At 71.1% G+C, this 22,787-nt stretch carries 21 protein-coding genes; 9 read left to right on the forward strand and 12 right to left on the reverse strand.

Going from position 1 to position 22,787, the window contains the following annotated elements; all coding sequences use genetic code 11:
* Positions 1-15: 15 nt before the first annotated feature.
* Entirely contained in the window at positions 16-1,464 is a 1,449-nt protein-coding gene (locus OG302_RS13320; RefSeq protein WP_371526982.1) for a cytosine permease, read from the forward strand.
* Here the strand turns inward: OG302_RS13320 and OG302_RS13325 are convergent.
* The 3 genes from OG302_RS13325 to OG302_RS13335 form a co-directional block, all read right to left on the reverse strand.
* Positions 1,445-2,221 carry a class I SAM-dependent methyltransferase gene (locus OG302_RS13325; RefSeq protein WP_371526983.1) on the reverse strand — a complete coding sequence of 259 codons (777 nt, stop codon included), beginning with the start codon at positions 2,219-2,221 and terminating at the stop codon, positions 1,445-1,447. The genes OG302_RS13320 and OG302_RS13325 overlap by 20 nt on opposite strands.
* Positions 2,222-2,348: 127 nt before the next feature.
* Complete coding sequence (locus tag OG302_RS13330; RefSeq protein ID WP_371526985.1) at positions 2,349-3,446, reverse strand: branched-chain amino acid aminotransferase; 1,098 nt, start codon at positions 3,444-3,446, stop codon at positions 2,349-2,351.
* A gap of 245 nt (positions 3,447-3,691) precedes the next feature.
* The gene (locus tag OG302_RS13335; protein WP_371526986.1) at positions 3,692-4,732 is read right to left on the reverse strand and encodes a 3-isopropylmalate dehydrogenase; all 1,041 of its coding nucleotides are present in this window, start codon (positions 4,730-4,732) and stop codon (positions 3,692-3,694) included.
* 150 nt (positions 4,733-4,882) lie between these two features.
* Between OG302_RS13335 and OG302_RS13340 the strand changes: the two genes are divergently transcribed.
* Positions 4,883-6,484, forward strand: a complete 1,602-nt coding sequence (locus tag OG302_RS13340) for a purple acid phosphatase family protein (protein WP_371526987.1) — start codon at positions 4,883-4,885, stop codon at positions 6,482-6,484.
* 25 nt (positions 6,485-6,509) lie between these two features.
* On the opposite strand, the gene OG302_RS13345 is transcribed toward OG302_RS13340, so the two are convergent.
* Together OG302_RS13345 and OG302_RS13350 are read right to left on the reverse strand one after the other, a co-directional pair.
* Complete coding sequence (locus OG302_RS13345) at positions 6,510-6,638, reverse strand: hypothetical protein (RefSeq protein WP_344520127.1); 129 nt, start codon at positions 6,636-6,638, stop codon at positions 6,510-6,512.
* A gap of 190 nt (positions 6,639-6,828) precedes the next feature.
* A complete protein-coding gene (locus OG302_RS13350; RefSeq protein ID WP_371526988.1) occupies positions 6,829-7,839 on the reverse strand; it encodes a LysR family transcriptional regulator in 1,011 nt (336 codons plus the stop codon).
* Between the two features lie 101 nt (positions 7,840-7,940).
* Between OG302_RS13350 and OG302_RS13355 the strand changes: the two genes are divergently transcribed.
* On the forward strand, positions 7,941-8,945 hold the full coding sequence (locus OG302_RS13355; RefSeq protein ID WP_371526989.1) for an NADP-dependent oxidoreductase: 1,005 nt from the start codon (positions 7,941-7,943) through the stop codon (positions 8,943-8,945).
* 6 nt (positions 8,946-8,951) lie between these two features.
* Here the strand turns inward: OG302_RS13355 and OG302_RS13360 are convergent, their stop codons facing one another.
* From OG302_RS13360 to OG302_RS13375, 4 genes are all read right to left on the reverse strand, one after another.
* Positions 8,952-11,006 carry an NB-ARC domain-containing protein gene (locus OG302_RS13360; protein ID WP_371526990.1) on the reverse strand — a complete coding sequence of 685 codons (2,055 nt, stop codon included), beginning with the start codon at positions 11,004-11,006 and terminating at the stop codon, positions 8,952-8,954.
* Positions 11,007-11,061: 55 nt separating this feature from the next.
* Positions 11,062-11,940: a PP2C family protein-serine/threonine phosphatase gene (locus OG302_RS13365; RefSeq protein WP_371526991.1), complete on the reverse strand. Its 879-nt coding sequence runs from the start codon at positions 11,938-11,940 to the stop codon at positions 11,062-11,064.
* A 208-nt stretch (positions 11,941-12,148) separates the two neighbouring features.
* Positions 12,149-12,952 (reverse strand): SDR family NAD(P)-dependent oxidoreductase, encoded by an 804-nt coding sequence (locus OG302_RS13370; protein WP_371526992.1) that lies wholly within the window; start codon positions 12,950-12,952, stop codon positions 12,149-12,151.
* A gap of 173 nt (positions 12,953-13,125) precedes the next feature.
* Positions 13,126-13,731, reverse strand: a complete 606-nt coding sequence (locus OG302_RS13375; protein WP_371526993.1) for a GNAT family N-acetyltransferase — start codon at positions 13,729-13,731, stop codon at positions 13,126-13,128.
* On the opposite strand from OG302_RS13375, the gene OG302_RS13380 reads away from it, so the two are divergent.
* From OG302_RS13380 to OG302_RS13395, 4 genes are all read left to right on the forward strand, one after another.
* Positions 13,730-14,329, forward strand: coding sequence for a CDP-alcohol phosphatidyltransferase family protein (locus OG302_RS13380; RefSeq protein WP_371526994.1), 600 nt, complete (start codon positions 13,730-13,732; stop codon positions 14,327-14,329). The two genes, OG302_RS13375 and OG302_RS13380, sit on opposite strands and share 2 nt — an antisense overlap.
* Complete coding sequence (locus tag OG302_RS13385) at positions 14,326-15,189, forward strand: phosphatidate cytidylyltransferase (RefSeq protein WP_371526995.1); 864 nt, start codon at positions 14,326-14,328, stop codon at positions 15,187-15,189. Before OG302_RS13380 ends, OG302_RS13385 begins: the two co-directional genes overlap by 4 nt.
* Positions 15,190-15,407: 218 nt before the next feature.
* Positions 15,408-16,607, forward strand: a complete 1,200-nt coding sequence (locus OG302_RS13390; protein WP_371750110.1) for a lysophospholipid acyltransferase family protein — start codon at positions 15,408-15,410, stop codon at positions 16,605-16,607.
* Positions 16,608-16,694: 87 nt separating this feature from the next.
* Positions 16,695-17,402: a nitroreductase family protein gene (locus tag OG302_RS13395; RefSeq protein ID WP_371526996.1), complete on the forward strand. Its 708-nt coding sequence runs from the start codon at positions 16,695-16,697 to the stop codon at positions 17,400-17,402.
* Here the strand turns inward: OG302_RS13395 and OG302_RS13400 are convergent.
* Positions 17,381-18,517, reverse strand: coding sequence for an alkene reductase (locus tag OG302_RS13400; RefSeq protein ID WP_371526997.1), 1,137 nt, complete (start codon positions 18,515-18,517; stop codon positions 17,381-17,383). The two genes, OG302_RS13395 and OG302_RS13400, sit on opposite strands and share 22 nt — an antisense overlap.
* 57 nt (positions 18,518-18,574) lie before the next feature.
* Between OG302_RS13400 and OG302_RS13405 the strand changes: the two genes are divergently transcribed.
* Positions 18,575-18,943, forward strand: a complete 369-nt coding sequence (locus OG302_RS13405) for a MerR family transcriptional regulator (protein WP_371526998.1) — start codon at positions 18,575-18,577, stop codon at positions 18,941-18,943.
* A gap of 117 nt (positions 18,944-19,060) precedes the next feature.
* On the forward strand, positions 19,061-19,942 hold the full coding sequence (locus tag OG302_RS13410) for an alpha/beta fold hydrolase (RefSeq protein WP_371526999.1): 882 nt from the start codon (positions 19,061-19,063) through the stop codon (positions 19,940-19,942).
* A gap of 82 nt (positions 19,943-20,024) precedes the next feature.
* On the opposite strand, the gene pruA is transcribed toward OG302_RS13410, so the two are convergent.
* Positions 20,025-21,656 carry an L-glutamate gamma-semialdehyde dehydrogenase gene (gene pruA / locus OG302_RS13415; RefSeq protein ID WP_371527000.1) on the reverse strand — a complete coding sequence of 544 codons (1,632 nt, stop codon included), beginning with the start codon at positions 21,654-21,656 and terminating at the stop codon, positions 20,025-20,027.
* A 41-nt stretch (positions 21,657-21,697) separates the two neighbouring features.
* Positions 21,698-22,624, reverse strand: a complete 927-nt coding sequence (locus tag OG302_RS13420) for a proline dehydrogenase family protein (RefSeq protein ID WP_371527001.1) — start codon at positions 22,622-22,624, stop codon at positions 21,698-21,700.
* Between the last annotated feature and the right edge of the window lie 163 nt (positions 22,625-22,787).

The following is a 22,787-nucleotide window of genomic DNA, read 5'->3' on the forward strand; positions in this document are numbered from 1 at the left end:
GTCAGGGGCACCCTCATGCCGATAGAACAGCGCGGAGTAGACACCATCCCGGACGGGGAACGCACCAGCGGTCCCCGCGATCTCATCTCGATCCTGCTCGGCTCCAACCTCTGCCTGGGGGTGATCGTCTTCGGCTGGCTGCCGGTGTCGTTCGGCCTCGGCTGGTGGGCGTCGGTCACCTCGGTGGTGGCGGGCACGGTCATCGGCACGGCCCTGACCGCGCCGCTGGCTCTGGTCTCGCTCCGTACCGGGACCAATCTCTCCACCTCCTCCGGGGCCCAGTTCGGCGTGCGGGGCCGCCTGGTCGGCTCGGTCGTCGGCCTCCTGCTCTCCCTCGGCTACACCGCGCTGACCATCTGGATCGGCGGTGACGTGATGGTCGGCGTCCTGCACCGCCTGACGGGGCTCCCGTCGAGCGGCCTCTCGTACGGGATCGTGTACGCGCTCCTCGCCGCCGCCACGGTGACGGGCGCGGTCTACGGCTACCGGGTTCTGCTGCGCCTGTCGCGGGTCCTCGCGGTCGGCATGACGGCACTGCTGATCCTCGGGGCGGTCGCCTACGCCCCCGACTTCACGACGTCGGCGCTGCCCGACACCGGCGGCTACCTCCTGGGCTCGTTCTGGCCGACGTGGCTCCTCTCTCTCGTGGCGGCGGGCCTGAGCGGCCCGATCGCGTTCATCACGCTCCTGGGCGACTACACGCGCTACGTCTCCCCCACCCGCCACAGCTCGCGCACGGTGCTGCGGGCGTCCTGGGCAGGACTCCTTGCCGGGCTGCTCGTGCCGCAGCTCTTCGGAACGTTCACGGCGTACGCGGCGGGTGCGGCGCTCGACTACGCGGGGCCGCTGGTCTCGGCGTCCCCCACCTGGTACCTGGTCCCGCTCCTCCTGGCCGCGTCCGCCGGCTCGGTGGGCAACGCGGGTCTGATGCTGTACTCGATGGGCCTCGACCTGGACGCGATCCTGCCGCGCGCGTCGCGGGCCCGCGCGACGTACACGGTGGCGGTGGTCGCCGCGGGGTGCGTGTTCGTGGGGCACTACGCGTGGGAGGCGCAGGACGCGATGACGTCCTTCGTCCTCCTCCTCACGGCGATCGGCACGCCGTGGGCGGTGATCACCCTGATCGGCTTCGCGCGCTGCGGGGGCGTGTACGACGCGGAGGCGCTCCAGGTCTTCAACCGCCGTTCCAAGGGCGGGATCTACTGGTACCGGTCGGGCTGGAACGTCCCGGCGACCGTGAGCTGGGCCCTGGGCGCGGTGGTCGGCCTCGCGGCGGTCTCGCTGCCCTCCTACGAGGGCCCGCTGCTCTCCCTCACCGGCGGGGTGGACTGCAGTTTCCTGCTGTCGGGTGTGGTGGGCGGGGTGGTGTACGTGATCCTGGAGCGGAAGCGGGCGCCAGCGCCGGTGGCCGCGGAGGAGAGCACCGAGGGCGGTACTACAGCGGTCAGCGTGCCGACGCCGTGATCAGCTCGTGCAGGTACCGCTTGGTGATGGACCCGCCGTAGGTGCCGTGGATCAACTCCCGTACGCAGCCGAGCAGTCCGGCCCGGGTCTCCTCGTCGAGAGCGCGGTGCCCCGAGTAGGTGCGCAGGACGTCGAGGTACTGGTCGGACGTGTAGGTGATGTCCCGCGCGAAGCGCCGGACGGTGACGGGGCCGAGCCCGTCCGCACGGTCGAACTCCCCCGTATCGGCGTGGACTTCGGTCTCCGGAGTCAGCCGCAGGCCTGGCTCGGTCGCGTCGGGGTCCCAGCGCTCGTAACAGCGCTGGACCTCGATCCAGAACTCCGCGGTGCCGCCGGCGACGTGCTCGGTGGTGACGACGGCGAGGGTCCCGCCGGGCCGCAGGGCCTCCCTCATCTTGGGCACCCGGACAGCGGGGTCGAGCCAGTGGAAGGCGGTCGCGCAGACCACCAGGTCGTACGGCTCCTCCGGCAGCGGCCAGGCCTCGAACTCACCCACCTCCACGTGGGCCCGCGGATACGGGGCGAGATTGCGCCGGGCCACGGCGGCGAGGGCCGGGCCCAGCTCCACGGCGGTGAGGGCGCTTCCGGTCCGCGCGAGCGGCACGGTCAACTGCCCCGTGCCGGGAGCGATTTCCAGCACGCTGCTGCCGGGGCTCAGGTCCGCCTGCCGGACCAGTGCCTCCACCAGCCCGTCCGGGTACCGGGGCCGAACCCGGTCGTACAACTCGGCATCCCCATCAAAGATCCCGCGCAACATCCCCCCACTGTCCCACCACACCCCTCCTCCAAGCGGCCCCGCAGCCGTCCGCAAGGAGAAGCACAAAGGCCGGGCCCGGGAGATTCACTCCCGGGCCCGGCCTTGAGTCACGTAAGGCGGTCAGACCTCAGCCGAGGTCGTGCATCCAGCCGTGGCGGTCCTCCGCCGTGCCCCGCTGGACATCGAGCAGCGCCTCGCGCAGCTTCATCGTGACCGGGCCCGGCCGGCCGCCGCTCTGGGTCCACTCGCCCGAGCGGCACTTGACCGTACCCACAGGCGTGATCACGGCCGCCGTGCCGCACGCGAAGACCTCCGTCAGGGTGCCCTCGGACGTGTCCGCCTGCCACTGGTCGATCGACACCCGCGCCTCCTCCGACTTGTAGCCGAGGTCCTGGGCGACCGTGAGCAGCGAGTCACGGGTGATTCCGGCGAGCAGCGAGCCGGTCAGGGTGGGCGTGACGATCTTGTCCCCGTACACGAAGTACAGGTTCATGCCGCCGAGCTCCTCGACCCACTTGTGCTCCACGGCGTCCAGGTAGGCGACCTGGTCGCAGCCCTTCTCCGCTGCCTCGGCCTGCGCGAGCAGGGACGCCGCGTAGTTGCCGCCGGTCTTGGCGTCGCCCACGCCGCCGGGGACGGCGCGCACGCGGTCCTCCGACAGCCAGATGGAGACGGGCTTGACGCCACCGGGGAAGTACGCGCCCGCGGGCGAGGCGATCACGATGAACAGGTACTCGTTGGCCGGCTTCACGCCGAGCCCGACCTCGCTCGCGATCATGAACGGGCGCAGGTACAGCGACTCCTCGCCACCGTGCGCCGGCACCCACGCCTTGTCCGCCTTCACGAGCGCGTCGCACGCCTCGATGAACGTCTCGACCGGCAGCTCCGGCATCGCCAGGCGCCGCGCCGACCGCTGGAAGCGCTCGGCGTTGGCCTCGGGGCGGAAGGAGGCCACCGAGCCGTCGGGACGGCGGTAGGCCTTCAGGCCCTCGAAGATCTCCTGCGCGTAGTGCAGAACGTTGGTCGCCGGGTCGAGGGAGAGCGGCCCGTACGGCACGAGCTGGCCGTCGTGCCAGCCGCGGCCCTCCGTCCACTTGATCGTCACCATGTGATCGGTGAAGTGGCGACCGAACCCGGGGTTGGCCAGGATCGCCTCGCGCTCCGCCTTCGACAGCGGGCTGGAGGTGGGCTTGAGCTCGATCGTGGGTGTCGGCGTCGTCGTCATGAGTACTAGTCCTTCACGGTGTGATGGTGACGGACCGCGCTCACGCCTGTACTTCTCGTACTAGGACGTCCGAGTAACCCTGCATTCCGCGGCCCCACGTTCGATTATCGCTCGCGGGGGGCCGAGGAAGAAACAGCGTGAATGCGGCCCGGGTGTCGATGGTGGCACCCGGAGCCGCATACGAGAAGCCGCCGGGTGGTGAACCGGACCCGGCGGCTTCTGTGCCAAAAGGATGAGCTGCCGGGTCAGCCCGCTACTCGTACGGCGAGCGCGTCGCCGATCTGCTCGGTGGTGCGGACCGTGTCGCCGCGCTCCGCGAGGTCGGTGGAGACCGCGGTCTCGATGCGCGCCGCCTGGTCCTCGTAGCCGAGGTGACGCAGGAGCAGTGCGACGGACAGGACGGTGGCCGACGGGTCGGCCTTGCCCTGGCCCGCGATGTCCGGCGCCGAGCCGTGCACGGGCTCGAACATCGAGGGGAACTCGCGGCTCGGGTTGATGTTGCCGGAGGCCGCGACGCCGATGCCGCCGGAGACGGCCGCGGCGAGGTCGGTGATGATGTCGCCGAAGAGGTTGTCGGTGACGATCACGTCGAAGCGGGCCGGGTCGGTGACGAGGTAGATCGTCGCGGCGTCGACGTGGATGTAGTCGGTGGTGACGTCGGGGAACTCCTTCGCCACCTCGTTGAAGACGTTCGTCCAGAGGTGACCCGCGTACGCCAGGACGTTGTTCTTGTGGACCAGCGTCAGCTTCTTGCGCGGGCGGGCCTGCGCACGGGCGAAGGCGTCACGGACCACGCGCTCCACGCCGAAGGCGGTGTTGACGGAGACCTCGGTGGCGACCTCGTGCGGGGTCCCGGTGCGGATCGAGCCACCGTTGCCCGTGTACGGGCCCTCGGTGCCTTCACGTACGACGATGAAGTCGATCTCGGGCTCGCCCTTGAGGGGGGTCGCGACACCCGGGAGCAGCTTCGACGGCCGCAGGTTGACATGGTGGTCGAAGAGGAAGCGGAGCTTCAGCAGGAAGCCGCGCTCCAGGACGCCCGACGGGACCGAGGGGTCACCGATCGCGCCGAGGAGGATCGCGTCGTACTGCTTCAGGGCTTCGACGTCGGCGTCGGTGAGGGTCTCACCGGTCGCGTGGTAGCGCTTGGCGCCGAAGTCGAACTCCTTGGTCTCCAGCTTCACATCCTGCGGGAGGACGGCATTGAGGACCTTGAGCCCCTGGGCCACGACTTCCTGGCCGATTCCATCACCGGGGATCACTGCGAGATTGATGCTGCGAGACATGCGAGCACCCTACTCGCCGTCCCAGGGGATGACATTCGTAGTCCGGCATGCGGACACTCCTGGTCACGCCACTGGGGCGCCATCGCATGGCCACCCGCTCTTCATCCTCAGGTCCGGCGGGAGTTGGAGGTCGCTGGGAAGTTTCCTGCCATGGACACTCCCAATGTCGGCATACCGGAGCGGCTCGCGGCCGGGATGAGCATGCCGGAGCAGCACGAGTACCTGCGCGGGAAGTTCTCCCGGCGCAGAGTCCTGGCCAGTTCGTTCGCCACCGCCGGCACCGTCGGCGGCATCGGCCTGCTCGCCGGCAGCTCGAGCACCGCCCCCGGGCAGAGCGCGTCGGCGTCGAGCCCGCTCGCCGCCGCGCCGTCCGCGCCGTCCGCGCCGGTCAGGGTCGACGGCCGGATGGTGGCCCCCTTCGCCCGGCATCTCGCCTTCGGGGCCGACCCGAAGACACAGATGCGGGTCTCCTGGCAGGTGCCGTTCGCGGTGAAGTCCCCGTATCTGAGGGTGGGCCTGGAGCCCTGGGAGCTGAGCCGGAAGATCGAGGCGGAGGTGCGCGATCTGCACACCCCGTCCCTGTCGAAGAAGCTGCCCGAGGTCGAGCAGTACTACCTGCACGCCGCGCTCGACGGCCTGCGGCCCGGCACGACGTACTACTACGGCGTCGGACACGACGGCTTCGACCCGGTGTCGCCCGAGCGGATGGCGACGATCGGCTCGTTCCGCACGGCCCCGGCCACGCCGGAGAAGTTCGTGTTCACGGCCTTCGGCGACCAGGGCGTGAGCTACGACGCGCTCGCCAACGACCAGTTGATCCTGGGCCAGAACCCGTCCTTCCATCTGCACGCGGGCGACATCTGCTACGCGGACAGCACCGGGCACGGCAAGGAGTCCGACACGTACGACGCGCGGGTGTGGGACACCTTCCTGGCGCAGACGGAGTCCGTGGCGAAGTCGGTCCCGTGGATGGTGACGACCGGCAACCACGACATGGAGGCGTGGTACTCGCCCAACGGCTACGGCGGCCAGTCCGCCCGCTGGTCGCTCCCGGAGAACGGCTTCGACCCGAAGAACGCGCCGGGCGTCTACTCCTTCACGTACGGCAACGTCGGCGTCGTCGCTCTCGACGCGAACGACGTCTCGTACGAGATCCCCGCCAACAAGGGCTATACGGACGGCAAGCAGACAGCGTGGCTGGACAAGCGCCTGGGCGAGCTGCGCGCGGACGACGCCATCGACTTCGTCGTGGTCTTCTTCCACCACTGCATGTACTCGACGGCGACGCACGCCTCCGACGGAGGGGTGCGCGACGCGTGGCTCGAGCTGTTCACCAAGCACCAGGTGGACCTGGTGATCAACGGCCACAACCACGTCTACGAGCGGACCGACGCGGTCAGGAACGGCGAGGTCGGCAAGCCCGTGCCGGTCGGCGCGTCAACCGATCCGACGCGCGACGGCATCGTGTACGTCACCGCGGGCGGCGCGGGCAAGGACCTCTACAGCTTCCCGGCGGGCGTGAAGGACAGCTTCGAGGGGAACGTCGACGACCGGGATTCGATCGTGTCGTTCCACTGGACGAAGGCCCGTCGGCCCGACCCGGAGACCGTGGAGTGGTCACGGGTGCGCTACACCGGCTTCTCGTTCCTCGCGGTGGAGGCGACAGCCGGTGCGCACCCGAAGCTGACGGTCTCCGCGCTCGCCGAGAGCGGAGAGCGCGTGGACCACTTCGAGGTGGTGCGCGGTACGTAGGGACCGAGTGCGGCGCGGGGGCGGGTCAGTGACCCGTCTCGCCGCCGTTGTCCCTGCGGTCGAGGGCGCGCTGCAGCGCGGCTGCGGCGTTCTTGCGCTCGGAATCGGTCTTGCGGGAGGCGTGTCGGACTCGGCGTGCGGTCGTCTCGGCCATGAGAGATCCACTCCTTGAGGGGAAGCGTGCTTTCGAGACGCCGGAAGGGGCGGGGAGCGAGGAGCCACAGGGGTTGCCTGCGTGGGGCTCCGGCTCACGACCGCCATTCGCTTGATCGAGCGAGACGTTCGGCTTCTACAAAGCTAAGCGAGGACGGAGCGTCTGTCTCCACAATTACTCGGACTTCCTACTATCTGAGACGGGCTGCGTCCCCGGCCCCCTGCCCGGCGGCTCTGAGCTCGCGGATCAGAGCGCGGACGGCGACGGTGGCGGCCAGCTCGGGCGTGGTGACGTAGCCCACGGAACGCGACGGGCGCTCCGGACCGAGATCGGTGATCTCGATTCCGTCCGGTGCTCCGTTCAGGGAGAGCGCGGGCATGATCGCCATACCGAGACCCCTGCTCACCATCGAGAGCACTGCTCCGTCGTCCTCGGTGAGCACGGTCGCCTTCGGGATCCAGTCCTGACCCGCCCACCACTGCCGGGTGTACGAGCCGCAGTTCTCATGCCAGTCCACCAGCGGCAGGGACCGCGGGTCGGGGTGCCCTGCCGGGTGCACCAGCGAGTAGGGCTCCTCCACGAGTACGTCGCCGATGAGCCCGGCGGGCACGGGCGAGGTCGACCCGATCGTCGCGATGCCCACGTCAGCACGCCCCTCGGCGACCTCGCCCGCGGTGCCGGCGCCCAGTTCGCGGACCACGCGCACCTGCGGCTCGATGCCGGGGTGGCGGGCGGCGAGGCGTTCCAGGACGGGCGGCAGCAGGTGCAGGGCCACACTGCGGAACGCGGCGATACGCAGCGGCCCCGCGACCGTGCCCCGCTCGGCGCCGCGGGCCTCGGCGGCCAGGGCGTCCAGGAGCCGCAGGACGCGCCGGGCGTGGGCGGCGGCGGAGGCACCGGCCGGGGTCGGCGTCGCGCCCTTGCGGCCCCGCTCGAAGAGCACCGCTCCGACCTTGCGCTCCGTCCCGCGGATGGAGTGCGAGACCGCGGACTGGGTCACCCCGAGCACCTTGGCCGCCGCCGAGAAGCCGCGCTCGCGGTCGACGGCCACCAGGATGCGCAGCTCGTGGGGGGCGAGGTCGGTGGCGGCGGCAGTCCCGTTCGCCGTGCCGGTCGCGTTCGCGGCGCCGGTCGCGCCGTACACGCCGGTCGTGCCGGTCGCGCCGTACGTGCCGGTCGCGCCGTCCGTGGGAGCAGCCATCGGGGGTCTCACCTGCTTCTATGAGGGCTCTTCATGGGTCGGGCCGTTCCATGAGCGCAACCCTCTCCCCTGCCCCCGCATTCCTCCGTACGGTCACCGCCATGACCGAGACCGCACTCACCGTGCACCAGACCGCCCGCCCCCACGGCTTCCCCACCCCCGGCCACTTCGCCTTCGTCGAGTCCCCGCTGCCCGAACCGACCCCGGGCACCGCCCTGGTGGAGAACCTGTACTGGTCGGTGGACCCCTACCACCGCGAAATGATGGACGGGGACTTCGCACTGAACGCACCCCTGGAGGGCCGCACCCTCGGCCGCGTCATCGAGTCCCGCGACCCCGCGCTCCGCGAGGGCGACATCGTCTTCCACCGGCTGGGCTGGCGTACCCACACCGTCGTCACCCCCGGCGAGGCACGCGCCGTCCCCCGCTTCGACGGCGTACCGCTCTCCGCGCACCTGAGCATCCTCGGCGGCACCGGCCTGACCGCGTACGTCGGGCTCACCCGCATCGCCGAACTTCGCGAGGGGCAGGACGTGTTCGTCTCCGCGGCGGCCGGCGGCGTGGGCACGGCCACCGGGCGGCTCGCCCGGCTGATGGGAGCGGGGCGGCTCGTCGGCAGCGCGGGGACGGCGGCGAAGGCGGCGTACCTCACGGAGCACGTCGGCTACGACGAGGCCTTCGACTACCACACGGGCCCGACGGCCGAGCTGCTCGCCAAGGCGGCACCCGAGGGGATCGACCTCTATATGGACAACGTCGGCGGCGAGCACCTCGAAGCCGCGATCTCCTCTCTGCGCACGTACGGGCGGATCGTGCGCATCGGCACGATGGCCCAGAAGAACAGCACCGACACGCCGTACGCCCTGCGCAACCTCCCCGACATCGTCGAGAAGAGCCTGCGCATGGAGGGCTTCCTGGTCAGCAACTACCGCGACGTGCAAGAGGAGTTGAACGCGTTCGTGGTGCCGCATCTGCAGAGCGGGCGCATCGGCCTCGACGAGACCGTGGTCGACGGCTTCGGCAGCATCGTGGACGCGTTCCTGGGGATGCTGCGGGGCGAGAACCTGGGCAAGATCATTGTCCGGTCGGACACCCCCGGGGCGTGACGGCGGTCAGCGGGTCCACGACGGCTCGTGCGTCCCGTGCAGCACGGCGGTGACCACGTCATCCAGGGTCAGGTGCGTGCCGCGTTCGAACGCCGTCTCGTAGCCCCGGCCGCCCAGGCCCGCGCGGGCGAGGCCGACGGCCGTGTCGTGCGGTGCGTTGAAGTACGCGGAGCCGAAGAGGGGCAGGCCGACCCGCTGCCAGATCCGGCGGGCCGCGCCCTGGAGGACGGCGGCCTGGTCGCAGTGGCCGAGGGAGGCCCGGAGCAGGGCGATGAACTCGACGGGCAGCACGACCCCGACGAGGTCACGGAACTCGTAGTTGATCTGGAGGCACTCCCTGGCGAGCCGTGCCGCGTCGTCGCCCCGCCCCCCGGCCCACGCGGCGAAGGCGAGCACGTAGAGGGCGTACGCCTTGGCCCAGCGCTCGCCGCGTTCCTCACAGGTGACGCGGGCCTCCTCGCAGAGTCCGACGGCCGCCTCCAGGTCGCCCTGGAACGCGAGTGCCATACCCAGCTCGATGCGGGCCATCATGACGTTGCTGTTGAGTTCACCGATGCCGGCGTAGCTGGTCAGGGACGCCCTGAAGTACCGCTCCGCCGCGGCGTGTTCGTCCCGCATCAGCGCGGCGCAGCCCAGGCGGTGGGTGGCGTAGGCGTACGCGGTGTCGTCGTCGCTGCGCAGCGCGCCCGACCGGCACTCGTCGAGCATGGCCGCGGCGGCCCGCGCGTCGCCCTGGAGGATGGCGACATAGCCACCCACCCAGAGCGCCTTGAGCCGGGAGCGACCGAGGCCGGACGTCGCGGCGAGCGCCCGGTCGAGCCAGTAGCGTCCGTCGCCGAGGAGCCCGCAGCCGACCCAGTAGAACCAGAGCGTGCCCGCGAGCCGCGCCCCTGCCTGCTCCTGGCCCGGGGTGGACAGGGCGAAGTCGAGCGCGGCGACGAGGTGGGTGTGCTCGCGCCGGGTGGCGTGGAAGACGGCGGCCTGGCCGGGCCCGAACCACGCCTCCTCGCCCCGCTCGGCGAGGCCCTGGCACCAGGCGAGGTGGCGGATCCGCCAGGGCCGTTCCTCGCCGAGCCGCCGCAGCCACTCGGCGCCGTACGCGCGCACGGTGTCGAGCTGCCGATAGCGCACGCCGTGGGCCCCCTCTTCCCGTACGAGCAGGGACTTGGCCACGAGTCCGGCCAGCAGACGCCCGGTGCCGGCCCGCGCCAGCGAGGCGTCGGAGCAGACCTCCTCGGCTGCCTCCTGAGAGAAGCTGCCCGCGAAGACGGAGAGGCGGGCCCACAGCAACCGCTCGGCGGGCGGGCAGAGTTCGTGGCTCCAGCCGATCGTCGTGCGCAGTGTGCTGTGCCGGGTGGTACGGCCGGGCGCGTCGGCGCACAGCTGGAAACGGTCGTCGAGGCGGCTGAGGAGGTCGCCGAGGCGTTCGTCCCCGAGGCGTCCGGCGGCCAGTTCGATCGCGAGCGGGATGCCGTCCAGGCGGGCGCAGATCCGCTCCACCAGGGGCTTGATGGGTCCGGTGAGCGTGAAGTCGGGGCGTACGGCGCGGGCGCGCTGGGCGAAGAGCTGCGCCGCGTCGTCCGCGACGGACATCGGTTCGACGGTGAAGATCTGTTCGCCCAGGATGCCGATGGGCTGCCTGCTGGTGCAGAGGAGGCGCACCCCGGGGGCCGCGCGCGACAACGAGGCGGCCAACTCGGCGACGGCGTCCACGAGGTGTTCGCAGGTGTCGAGGACGAGCAGCAGTTGCTTGTCGGCGAGGTGTTCGGCCAGAACCTCCCGCTGGGGTTTGGCCGTGTGGTCGGTGACGCGCAGGGCGGTGGCGACGGCGTGCACGAGGAGTTCGCCGTCCTGGAGGCCGCAGAGCCCGACGAACCAGACGCCGTCGGCGAAATCGTCCGCCACGTCGGCCGCGGCGCGCAGGGCGGTGCGGGTCTTGCCGACGCCGCCGAGTCCGGTCACGGTCACCGCCCGGGAGCGGGTGCAGAGCTGTCTCAGCACAGTGAGTTCGCGACGGCGGCCGATGAAAGGGGCGTGTTCCGCGGGCAGGTTGCCGGCCACGGTCATCTCTACTTTCCGGGAAGCGCGAAATACTCCGGACCGGATCTGGTCGGCATCAGATCCGGAGCGACCGCGGGCTTCCTGAATGCGCTTGTTCGTGATGAGCTCGAATATCTCCGAAATCGACCAGCAAGAGAGCGGCATCGTCTATTTGCCGACCCTTGGTGTGCCGCGCCAGGTCCGCGGCGAGCGCGTCGAGGAATATGACCGGGTCCTCGTCGTGGAAATCCATTGCCCGGTTCACCAGCGGATAGAACTCACCCGCGGGGTCCCGCGCCTCGGTGACGCCGTCGGTGTAGAGCAGCAGCCGGTCGCCCGCGGCGAGCAGCACCGAACTGGCCCGGCACCACTCGTCCTGGAGGCCGAAGAGCCCGAGCGGGGGCGAGGGCGGCAGGGCGTCCACGAAGGTGGCACGGCCGGCCCGGATCAGCAGCGGCGGCGGATGCCCGCAGCAGACGAGGTCCATGGTGTTCTCACCCTCGGCCAGGCCGAGGAGCAGCGCGGTGACGAAGTCCTCGCTGCCCGCCCGCTGCGCGAGGGCCGCGTCCATCCGCTGGGCGACCATGGGCAGCCGGGCCTCGCACTGGGCCAGTTCACGGAAGGCACCGAGGGCGTCCATGGCGGTGCCGACCGCCGGCATCCCCTTGCCCATGACGTCGCCCATGATCAGCCGTACGCCGAAGGGCGTGCTCACGACGTCGTAGATGTCCCCGCCGACCCGGGCCGCCGGGTCGGCCGCCACGTAACGGACCTCCGTGCGCAGCCCGCCGACCCGGCGCGGGAGCGGTCGCAGCACGCCTTCCTGGAGCGTCAGCGCCACCGTCCGCAGCGATTCGATGGCGCGCCCCTGGCGGCGCAGGGCCACAGCGGCGGCACCGGCCACCAGGGTCGGCGGCAAGGAGCAGAGAGCGAGGTCGAGACCACCGCCGTCCATACGCCAGGCGATGGCGCTGAATATGACCGTGGCACCGAGGCAAACCGCAAAGCACCGAACGTTGTCCCGAAGAATCTTCATGGTTGTGCCAGCTCTGCTCACCGGAGGCGTTCCGGGGATTTTAGAGCACGAGATGACACGGCACACGAGCCTTTGGCATATTCGAATGACGTCGAACTCCTTGCCCTCCGCCGCTCCCGGAATTCGCTCACATGCCCATGCCGCCGTCCACCGGAATTCCCGCGCCGGTGACGAAACGCGCGGCATCGGACGCGAGGAAGAGCACGACGTCGGCGATGTCGGTCACCTCACCGAGGCGTCCGAGCGGGGTCAGGCCGATGACGTCCCCGACGGCGGCCTCCGCGCTCGGCCACAGCCCCAGGGTCTCCATGTCCTGGGCGAGGCGGGCCCCCATCTCGGTGGGGACGAGACCCGGATAGACACAGTTGACGCGTACGCCGTAGCCGAGCTTGCCGGACTCCAGGGCGGCCACCCGGGTCAGCCGGTCGACCGCGGACTTCGTCGCCGAGTAGCCCGCGATGCCGGGGAAGGGAATGGTCGCGGCCACCGACGACACGTTGACGACCGCGCCGCCCCGCCCCGCGGGACCGCCGGGCCGCATCGCCCGGAAGGCGTGCTTGATGCCGAGCCCGACGCCGAGGACGTTCACGTCCAGCATCCGGCGGGTGTCCGCCGGATCGAGGTCGACGACCAGGCCGGAGATCTCGATCCCGGCGTTGTTGACGACGATGTCCAGGCCGCCCAGTTCGTCCACGGAGCGGGCGACGGCCGACTCCCAGCTCGCGTCGTCGGTCACGTCGAGCGGGACGAACGCCGCGGTGCCGCCCGCCTTCTGCAACGCCTCGGCGGTGGCCAGGCCCGCGCCCTCCTGGATGTCGGCGACGACGACCCCCGCGCCCGCCCGGACGAGAGCCTCGGCCATCCCCGCGCCGAGTCCCTGCGCCGCCCCGGTCACCAGGGCCCTGCGCCCCTTCAAGTCGTACACGTTCACGGGGATCTCCTCCTGCGGGGGACAGCGATGGCGTCGCGCGCGCCCCTCCGGACGGAGGGGTCACGTGACGTGGGTCACACCATAGAAGGATTCAGGCCCAGTTGTGGGCCGCCCTACGACAACTCCCCCGACCGTGTGCTGAGTTGGTAAAGTGCGCCCCCACCGGGGCGGCATCACAGGATGTCGCCGTCACGCCAGTCGAAGAGCAGCTCGTGCGACGGGTCGAGGCCGGCGCCCCACAGCAGCGGAGGCTCCTCCTCCGGCAGCGGGATCACGCCATCGGGGCCCAGGGTGCCCACCGCGCCCTTCCACTCCTGCCAGCCGCGTCCGAGGTAGAGCCGCTGCCCCTCGTCCGACGCGGAGAGCGCGCCGAGGGCGTACGCCCGGTCGATCACGCGCTCCAGGGCGCCCATCACCCGCCCGCCCAGGCCCTGTCGCTGCCGGTCGGGGCGGACGGCGACCGCTTCGACGTAACCGATGCGCAGCGAACGGCCGTTGTGCAGGATCCTGCGCTGGACCACGGAGCCGTGCGCGAGGAGGAGGCCGGAGCCGTCGTGCACGAGGGCGTGCATGCCGCCGAGGCCGTGGTCCCAGTCGTGATCACTGAAGTCCCCGTCGAACGCCTCGTCCAGCAGGGCGCGGGCCGCGCGGAGTTCGGCGGGGTCGAGGTCGCAGGTGTGGGCGGTGCGCAGCGTGGTCACCCGTCCACCGTACTCAGGGCATATCTGAGTACGCACCCCGATTTGCCCGCGGCCGGGCAGCGGCAGAGTCGGTGCCATGAACGGCCTCTACGCTCTCAAGCCCTGGTACGCGGACCGGTTGTCCGGCGTACGCGGCGCGCTCGCCCGCCGCGAGGTATCGCCCGACACCCTCACCGTGGCGGGTGTGCTCTGCGCGGCGGGCGCGGCGGCGTCACTCGCCTGGCTGCCGGTGCCGCTCGCGGCGCTCCCGGTGGCCGTGCTGCTGGCTGCCCGCCTCGCCTTCGCGAACCTCGACGGGGCGCTGGCCCGCGACACGGGCCGTATCACGCGGCGTGGCGCGCTGATGAACGAACTGGGCGACCGCGCCGCCGACTTGGTGGTCATGGCCGGCTTCCTGACGCTGGCCCCGCTGTGGCTGGTGGCGGCGGCGGGGCTCGCGGCGACGCTGCCTTCGTGGGTGTCGCTCGCGGGTGCGGCGGCCGGTGGGCCCCGCCTGAACGGGGGCCCGGTCGGCAAGACCGAGCGCTGCGCCCTTGTGGTCCTCGCGGCGGCTTCGGGGTGGGTCGTGCCGGTGCTCGCGGTGATCGCGGCGGGCTCGGTCCTCACCGCGGGGCTGCGGCTCGGGCGGCTGTGGCGTGAGCTGGGTACGACCGGCACGACGCGGGGCGAGCGATGAGCGCCGCGTTCGTCGCCGGGGAGGTCGCGGGGCGTGCCGTGCCCGTGGTCGCGGGGGTTCTCGGCGCGGGTGGGGTGGCCGTGGCGGCGCTGCCCTCGCGGCTGCGGATGCGGGGCGAGCTGCGCAAGCGGTGGCGGACCTGGGCGCTGGCCGCGCCGTTGTTCCTCGGGGCGTTCTTCCTCGGCCGGGCGGGGGCGTTCGCACTGGCGGCCGGGCTCGGGGTGGTCGCCGTGGGTGAGTACGCGCGGATGGCGGGCCTGCCGCGGGGCGAGCGCGCGGTGCTCGGGGTGGCCGCGGTGGCGGTGCCGGGGGTCGCCTGGGCCGCGCCCGCGGCGCTCGACCTGCGGACGGCGGGCGTGCTGCTGATCGCCGCCGCCGGTGTGGCCCTCTTCTCCGGAGACGCCGCTCAGGGGTTCACCCGGGCGAGCCGGACGGTCTTCGGGCTCCTGTGGATCCCCGTCTCGCTGAGCGGCCTCGTACTGCTCGGCGACACGGCCGTGGCGGTGGGCGTCGCGGTGGCGTTCGGGGACGTGGGTGCGTGGTGCGGGGGTACGGCACTCGGCCGCAGGGGGCTCCTTTCCCGGCCGCTCTCGCCGCTCTCCCCCAACAAGACATGGGCGGGCGTCGCCGGCGCCGCCGCCGCGACGGCCGCCGCGCTGGCCGCGGTGGGCGCGCTCTCCCTGCTCCTGTGGGCCGCGGTGCTGGTGGGCTGCGTGCTCGGGGATCTCCTGGAGTCGATGGTCAAACGCGAGGCCGGAGTGAAGGACGCGGGAAGCTGGCTCCCGGGGTTCGGCGGCTTGCTCGACCGCATCGATTCACTGCTGGTCGCCCTGCTCCTGACGATGGTGGTGACGCTGTGAGGGTTCGTACGAGGACGCGCTCGGTCGACACGAGCGAGGCGGGGCATCCTGGCCGCCCGGCGGTTCAGGACGAGCCCGGCGGAGTCAGCGAGCGGCAGCGCCCGAAGCGAGGTGCGGCTGGTCGCCCTGCTCCTGACGATGGTGGTGACGCTGTGAGGGTTCGTACGAGGACGCGCTCGGTCGACACGAGCGAGGCGGGGCATCAAGCCCGTCCGGCGATTGAGGACGAGCTCGGCGGAGCCGGTGACCGGCGGGGGCCGAAGCGGGGTGCCGCGCGGGTTCGGCGTGGCCTCTGGTGGGCTCTCCTTACGCTCACCGGTGGTGTCGAGCGGCGTGGTCAACTGCCGCCCGGTGGCTGCGTGGTCGTGGCGAACCACTCGTCCCACGCGGACACCGCGGCCCTGCTCGCGGCACTGGACGCCCGGCACTCCCCCGCGATCGGTGCGGCGGCCGACTACTGGTTCGCCTCGCCCTGGCGCAGGCGGATCTGCAGCCGCCTTGCCGCGGGGTTCCCCGTGCGCCGTACCGGGGGTGGCATGGACGACCTGCTCTCCAGGGCGGACAGTCTGCGCGCGGGCGGAGCCGTGGTCCTCTTTCCCGAGGGCACCCGTGCCCGGGCCGGTGAGCTGGGCGCCTTCCACAAGGGCGCCCTGATCCTGGCCCGGCACGCGGACGTACCCGTGGTCCCGGTGGCCATCGCCGGCACGGACCGCCTCCTGCCCAAACACGGCAGGCTCCGCCCCGCCCTGGTCCGGGTCGCGGTCGGCGAGCCGCTGCCCGCTTCGGCCACCCCGGAGCAGGCCCGCGACGCCGTGGCCGCGCTGCATCGCCGTACGACGGAGGAACCCCTCGCCGACTCCTCCGCGCGCAAGCGGATCGCGGCGGTCGCAGCCTCCCGCCGGGGCCTCGCCGCAGGCTTCGTCTGGGCCTTCGCGGAGGCGCTGAGCTGGCCCCTGATGCCGGAGCTGTTCCTGGCGATCGCCTGCGTCGCGGTACCGCGCCGCGCCCTGAAACTCTCCCTCATGGCGCTCGCGGGCAGCCTGGCGGGTGGCATCCTGGCCCTCCAACTGGCGGCTTCCGGCGTGCAGTTGCCGCACCCCCTGACCACGGACCGGATGCGGGCCGAGGTGCGCACGGAACTCGGCGTCGAGGGCGCGGCGGCCGTCCGCCACCAGCCCTGGAACGGCATCCCCTTCAAGGTGTACGCAAGGGAAGCGGGCCGCGCGGACACCGCCCCGGGCGACTGGCTGACCCACTCGGCGCTCTCACGTGGTTCCCGCACCCTCACGGTGGGCCTCGCCTTCGGGGCCTTCGGGTTCCTCGCGCACCGGCTGCGCAGGCTCTACGGCCTGTACCTGGTCCTGCTCGCGGGAGGCTTCACCATCGGGCTCTCCCTCATCGTGACGGGCTGGAACTGAGGAGAACCCCGCCCCGCCACGCCCCCCGCGGCCGGAATTGGTCTGCACCATGGCGCCGACAGCACCACCCGCAGCAGAATCGGCCCCATGCCTGAGACCGAGCACCAGCAGGAATGGACCCCCATCCACGGCGAGCCCTACCGCTCCACGCCCTACCGCCCCGAGCGCATGCCCGAAGCCCAATCCCTGGCGCAGGCTGCCGAGTTGCGCGAGCGGATGCGGGAGCGGCGGACGGTGCGGCAGTTCGCGCCCGACCCCGTGCCCGAGCAGGCCGTGCGGGACGCCATCGCGTGCGCGGCGACAGCACCTTCCGGTGCGCATCAGCAGCCGTGGACGTTCGTCCTCGTACGGGATCCCGAGGTCCGCCGGCGCATCCGCGAGGCCGCCGAGCACGAGGAGCAGATCTCGTACGACGGGCGGCTCGGCGAGGAGTGGCTCGCGGCGCTGCGTCCGCTCGGCACCGACGAGACCAAGACCCATCTGACGGACGCACCCGCGCTGATCGTCGTCTTCCAGCAGCGGTACTGGCTCGGGGACGACGGCACCAAGCACAAGCACTACTACGTCGACGAGTCGGTCGGCATTGCGGTGGGGATGCTGCTGTCCGCGCTGCACCTGTCGGGCCTCGCGGCGCTGATCCACACGCCGAGCCCCATGCGGTTCCTGTCGGAGGTCCTTGGCCGTCCCGCGAACGAGAAGGCGTTCGCGGTGATCCCCGTGGGCTATCCGGCGCCGGACTGCCAGGTCCCCGACCTCGTACGGAAATCGCTGGATCAGGTACTGGTGGAGGTCTGAGCGAAGGCCTCGGCAGACACCAACTGGCTCTGCAGGGAGGGGTAGTCGGTGTATCCCTCGGCCCCGTGGGTGTAGAGGTGCGCCGCGTCGATCTCCTGGAGCGGCGCGTCCACCGCGAACCGCTCCGGCAGGTCGGGGTTGGAGATGAACGCCCGCCCGTACGAGACGAGGTCGGCCCGGCCGCTGACGAGGACCGCTTCGCCCGCCTCGCGTGTGGTCGGGTCGCCGTTCTCGCCGACGTTGGCGATGAGGGTGCCGTGCCAGTGGGAGCGCAGGTCGGTGAGGGCGGGGTAATCGGCGTTGTCGGTGAGGTGGAGGTAGGCGAGGCCCAGGCCGTCGATCTCGTCGAGCAGCGCGCGGTAGACGGGGCCGGGGTCCGCCTCCGCCATCGCGAACTGCGGGTTGCCCGGGGAGAGGCGCAGGCCGAGGCGTTCGGCTCCGATGGCGTCGGCGACGGCGCGGGTCACCTCGACGGCGAAGCGGATGCGGTCGGCGATCGAGCCGCGGCCGTACTCGTCGTCGCGGAAGTTGGTGTTGTCGGCGAGGAACTGGTGGATCAAGTAGCTGTTGGCGCCGTGGAGTTCGACCCCGTCGAAACCCGCGGCGATGGCGTTGCGGGCCGCGGTGACGTGATCGCGCACAGCGGTGTGGATCTCGTCGCGGGTCATCTCGCGCGGGACGACCGGATCGGCCTTCCCGCCGCCGCTGACGTGGACACGGCCCGGTACGAGCACCGCGGACGGCCCGGCGGGAAGGTCGCCGTCGATCCGGGCGAGGGGGTGGCCCTTGCGGCCGCCGTGCATGAGCTGGGCGTAGATCCTGCCGCCGGCCTTGTGCACCGCCTCGGTCACCGCGCGCCAGCCCGCGATGTGGGCGGGGGTCTCAAGCCCCGGGATGCGCCAGTCGCTCTGTCCGCTGCTCGCGGGCCAGATGCCCTCGGTGACGATGAGGCCCGCGCTCGCACGCTGGGCGTAGTGGTCGGCGACCACCGGCAACGGGGTGCCGTCGTCGGCGGCACGGTGACGGCTCATGGGGGCCATGACGATGCGGTTGGGCAGCCGCAGGCCGTGGGCGGTGGGTGCGGAATACGGTGTGAGGAGCTTGATGTTCGTCATGCCGGAACGGTAGAAGCTGACACCGGTGTCAGATTCAAGTGCGGAGGGCCGCGGGACATGAGAATCGGCGAGCTGGCGAAGCGTACCGCTGTGAGCGAGCGGTCCCTGCGCTACTACGAGAAGCAGGGTCTGCTGTCCGCGGACCGCACACCGGGCGGCCACCGCGACTACCCGGAGACGGCGGTGGACCGGGTCGTCCACATCCAGGAGCTGTTCGCGGCGGGTCTGTGCAGCGCGAAGATCGTGCAGCTCCTGCCGTGCATGCGCGACCAGGACGGCGGCCCGTCGGAGACGGCCACCCCGTGGCTGGTGGAGGAGCTGTCGGTGGAGCGGGCCCGGATCGACGGCATGGTGGAGGAGTTGCTGCGGGCCAGGGACGTCCTGGACGAGGTGATCTCCGCGGCTGCGGGCAAGAGCGACGCCTGACCGCCAGCGAACACCCCCGCATACAACCTAACCCCCTAAACAGCCTTGACTGGTTACAAGGCCTCGTGCTCTACTCAACCCACAAGCAACCACCAAAACGCGCTTGAGGGGTTAGTCATGAGCAACAGGACCCACCACCGCTCCACCACCGTCCGGGGCCACGAGATCGCCTACCGCGAGGCGGGCCCGGCCGACGCCCCCGTCCTCCTCCTGCTGCACGGCTTCCCCACCAGCTCGCACATGTTCCGCGACCTCATCCCGCTCCTCGCCGACCGCTACCGCGTCATCGCCCCCGACCACATCGGTTTCGGCCGCTCCGCCACCCCCTCCGCACAGGACTTCACGTACACCTTCGCCGAACTCGCCGACATCACCGCGGAGTTCACCGACCAGCTGGGCCTGACGCGCTTCGCCCTCTACATCCAGGACTACGGCGCCCCCATCGGCCTGCGCCTGGCGCTCGCACACCCCGAGCGCGTCACGGCGATCGTCACGCAGAACGGCAACGCCTACGAGGAAGGCCTCGGCACCGAGGCCTGGGCGCCCGTCCTCGCATACATCGCAGACCCGAATGAGAAGAACGCCGCGGCCGTAGGGGAGATCCGCTCCCCCGAAGGCATCAAGTGGCAGTACACGCACGGCGTTCCCGACCCGACCCTGGTCAGCCCGGACGCCTGGCTGCACGACACCGCGCTGATGGCGCGCGAGGGACAGGACGGGATCCAGCTCGCGCTGATGGGCGACTACGGCAGCAACATCGAGCTGTATCCCGCGTTCCACGAGTACTTCCGTGCGTCCCAGGTCCCGCTGCTCGCCACCTGGGGCGCCCACGACGAGATCTTCGTGCGGGAGGGCGCCGTAGCCTTCCTCCGTGACCTGCCGGAGGCCGAGGTGCACCTCCTGCCCGCCGGCCACTTCGCCCTGGAGACCCACGCGGGGCAGATCGCCGGTCTGATCGACGGCTTCCTGACGCGGCGCCTCGGCAGCCCGGCACGATGACGGGAAACAGCACCGCCTCCGACCGGGGTGGGGCCCAGGTCGGAGGCGGGATTCAGGGAGGGGCACCGAGCCCCTGGGGGCGTCAGCCCATGTGCGGGTAGCCGTACTCCGTCGGCGGGACCAGCGTCTCCTTGATGGCGCGGGTCAGCGTCCAGCGCTGCAGGTTCTGCGGGGCGCCCGCCTTGTCGTTGGTGCCGGAGGCACGGCCGCCGCCGAAGGGCTGCTGGCCGACGACGGCGCCGGTCGACTTGTCGTTGATGTAGAAGTTGCCCGCCGCGTAGCGGAGCTTCTCCATCGTGTACGCCGCCGCGGCGCGGTCGTTGGAGATGACCGAGCCGGTGAGGGCGTAGTCCGAGGCCGACTCCATCTGGGTCAGCATCTCCTCGTACTTGTCGTCCTCGTAGACGTGGATCGCGAGGAACGGGCCGAAGTACTCGGTCGTGAAGACCTCGTTGGCCGGGTCCGAGCACTCGACGACGGTCGGACGGACGAAGTAACCGACCGAGTCGTCGTACGTGCCGCCCGCGACGATCGTGCAGGTCGGGTCGGCCGCGGCACGGTCGATGGCCGCCTTGTTCTTGGCGAACGCGCGCTCGTCGATGACGGCGCCGATGAAGTTCGACAGATCGGTGACGTCACCCATCTTGATGCCGTCGACCTCGGCCGCGAACTCCTCCTTGAAACCGGAGTTCCAGATCGAGGCCGGGACGTAGGCACGCGACGAGGCGCTGCACTTCTGGCCCTGGAACTCGAAGGAGCCACGGGTCAGCGCGGTCTTCAGGACGGCGCGGTCCGCGGACGGGTGCGCGACGACGAAGTCCTTGCCGCCCGTCTCGCCGACCAGACGCGGGTACGTGCGGTAGTTGGCGATGTTCTCGCCGACCGTCTTCCACAGGTGCTGGAAGGTCGGGGTGGAGCCGGTGAAGTGGATGCCCGCCAGGTCGCGGTGGGTCAGGGCCACCTCGGAGACGGCGATGCCGTCACCGGTGACGAGGTTGATGACGCCCTTGGGAAGACCGGCCTCCTCAAGGAGCTGCATGAGCAGCACGGCGGCGTGCGTCTGAGTCGGGGACGGCTTCCACACGACCACGTTGCCCATGAGGGCGGGGGCGGTCGGCAGGTTGCCGGCGATCGCGGTGAAGTTGAACGGCGTGATCGCGTAGACGAAGCCCTCGAGCGGGCGGTGGTCCAGGCGGTTCCAGACGCCGGTCGAGTTCGCCGGGGGCTGCTCGGCGAGCAGGTCACGGGCGTACTTGACGTTGAAGCGCCAGAAGTCGACGAGCTCGCAGGGGGTGTCGATCTCGGCCTGCTGGGCGGTCTTCGACTGGCCGAGCATCGTCGAGGCGGCGAGCGTCTCGCGCCACGTCGTGGAGAGCAGCTCGGCGGCGCGCAGGATGATCGCGGCGCGGTCGTCGAAGGCCATCGCGCGCCATGCCGGGGCGGCGGCGAGGGCGGCGTCGATCGCGTCCTGGGCGTCCTGCTGCGTGGCGCCGCGGCCGTTGCCGATGACGGCCTGGTGGTTGTGCGGCTGCACGACCTTGAAGGGCTCACCGCCACCGAGGCGCTTGACGCCACCGATGGTCATCGGCAGCTCGATGGGGTTCTCGGAGAGCTCCTTGAGCTTGGTCTCGAGGCGGGCACGCTCCGGGGAACCGGGTGCGTAACCGTGCACCGGCTCGTTGACCGGCGCGGGGACCTGGGTGACGGCGTCCATGAGTTCCGTATCTCCTTAAGGGGGGTCGGGGGAAAGGGAGCTCAGCCCTTGGTGAGGATGGAGCGGGCGAAGAAGAGCAGGTTGGCCGGCTTCTCCGCGAGGCGGCGCATGAAGTATCCGTACCAGTCGGTGCCGTAGGCGGTGTACACGCGCATCCGGTGGCCCTCGGCCGTGAGCCGCAGGTGCTCGTCGCTGCGGATGCCGTACAGCATCTGGAACTCGTACTCGTCCAGTTTGCGCCCTGCGCGCCGCGCGAGCTCCTGCGCGATGGAGATCAGACGCGGGTCGTGGGACCCGATCATCGGGTACCCGTCGCCCTCCATGAGGATGCGCATGATCCGCACGTACGCCTTGTCGATCTCCGCCTTGTCCTGGTACGCGACCTCGGCGGGCTCCTTGTAGGCGCCCTTCACGATGCGCACGCGGCTGCCGGCGGCGGCCAGGCGGCGGGCGTCGTCCTCGGTACGGAAGAGGTATGACTGGATGACGCAGCCGGTCTGCGGGAAGTCCTTCCGCAGCTCCTCGTGGATGGCGAACATCGAGTCGAGGGTGGTGTGGTCCTCGGCGTCCAGGGTGACCGTGGTGCCGATCGCGGCGGCGGCCTCGACGACCGGGCGGACGTTGGCGAGAGCCAGCTCGTGGCCGCCTTCGAGCGCCTGGCCGAACATGGACAGCTTCACGGACATCTCGGCCTTGGTGCCGAGGCCGAGGTCCTTGAGACGCTCGACGAGCTCCAGGTAGGCGTCGCGCGCGGCGGCGGCCTGCTCGGGCGTGGTGATGTCCTCACCGACGACGTCGAGGGTGACCTCCAGGCCCTTGTCGGCGGCGTCCGTGATGATCGGCACGACTTGGTCCACGGTCTCACCGGCGATGAAGCGGCTCACGACCTGCTTGGTGCCCGGCGCCGCCGAGACGAATCGGCGCATCTGGTCGCTGCGCGACGCGGCGAGGATCACGGGACCCAGCACGGGCACCTCCACGGAGAGTAGAACGGGGCCGTACCTGGCCATGCGGAACGAACCGGTACGGCACGGAGAACCACCGTGAAACTTAAGGATCCCTCCGATCCTGGGCCATCGACACCTGTCACGCATCCGTGCCCTGGATCTCAGACATCTGTCTGAAGGCAGG

It is taken from the genome of Streptomyces sp. NBC_01283 (assembly GCF_041435335.1).
Taxonomy (GTDB): domain Bacteria; phylum Actinomycetota; class Actinomycetes; order Streptomycetales; family Streptomycetaceae; genus Streptomyces.

Bases quoted from the DNA above. Each gene is read 5' to 3' on its own strand.
- OG302_RS13405 (WP_371526998.1), top strand. From the start codon at position 18,575: ATGAGAATCGGCGAGCTGGCGAAGCGTACCGCTGTGAGCGAGCGGTCC.
- pruA (WP_371527000.1), bottom strand. From the start codon at position 21,656: ATGGACGCCGTCACCCAGGTCCCCGCGCCGGTCAACGAGCCGGTGCAC.
- OG302_RS13340 (WP_371526987.1), top strand. From the start codon at position 4,883: ATGGACACTCCCAATGTCGGCATACCGGAGCGGCTCGCGGCCGGGATG.
- OG302_RS13385 (WP_371526995.1), top strand. From the start codon at position 14,326: ATGAGCGCCGCGTTCGTCGCCGGGGAGGTCGCGGGGCGTGCCGTGCCC.
- OG302_RS13400 (WP_371526997.1), bottom strand. From the start codon at position 18,517: ATGACGAACATCAAGCTCCTCACACCGTATTCCGCACCCACCGCCCAC.
- OG302_RS13375 (WP_371526993.1), bottom strand. From the start codon at position 13,731: ATGGCACCGACTCTGCCGCTGCCCGGCCGCGGGCAAATCGGGGTGCGT.
- OG302_RS13335 (WP_371526986.1), bottom strand. From the start codon at position 4,732: ATGTCTCGCAGCATCAATCTCGCAGTGATCCCCGGTGATGGAATCGGC.
- OG302_RS13320 (WP_371526982.1), top strand. From the start codon at position 16: ATGCCGATAGAACAGCGCGGAGTAGACACCATCCCGGACGGGGAACGC.
- OG302_RS13350 (WP_371526988.1), bottom strand. From the start codon at position 7,839: ATGGCTGCTCCCACGGACGGCGCGACCGGCACGTACGGCGCGACCGGC.
- OG302_RS13365 (WP_371526991.1), bottom strand. From the start codon at position 11,940: ATGGACGGCGGTGGTCTCGACCTCGCTCTCTGCTCCTTGCCGCCGACC.
- OG302_RS13380 (WP_371526994.1), top strand. From the start codon at position 13,730: ATGAACGGCCTCTACGCTCTCAAGCCCTGGTACGCGGACCGGTTGTCC.
- OG302_RS13325 (WP_371526983.1), bottom strand. From the start codon at position 2,221: ATGTTGCGCGGGATCTTTGATGGGGATGCCGAGTTGTACGACCGGGTT.
- OG302_RS13395 (WP_371526996.1), top strand. From the start codon at position 16,695: ATGCCTGAGACCGAGCACCAGCAGGAATGGACCCCCATCCACGGCGAG.
- OG302_RS13355 (WP_371526989.1), top strand. From the start codon at position 7,941: ATGACCGAGACCGCACTCACCGTGCACCAGACCGCCCGCCCCCACGGC.
- OG302_RS13410 (WP_371526999.1), top strand. From the start codon at position 19,061: ATGAGCAACAGGACCCACCACCGCTCCACCACCGTCCGGGGCCACGAG.
- OG302_RS13330 (WP_371526985.1), bottom strand. From the start codon at position 3,446: ATGACGACGACGCCGACACCCACGATCGAGCTCAAGCCCACCTCCAGC.
- OG302_RS13345 (WP_344520127.1), bottom strand. From the start codon at position 6,638: ATGGCCGAGACGACCGCACGCCGAGTCCGACACGCCTCCCGCAAGACC.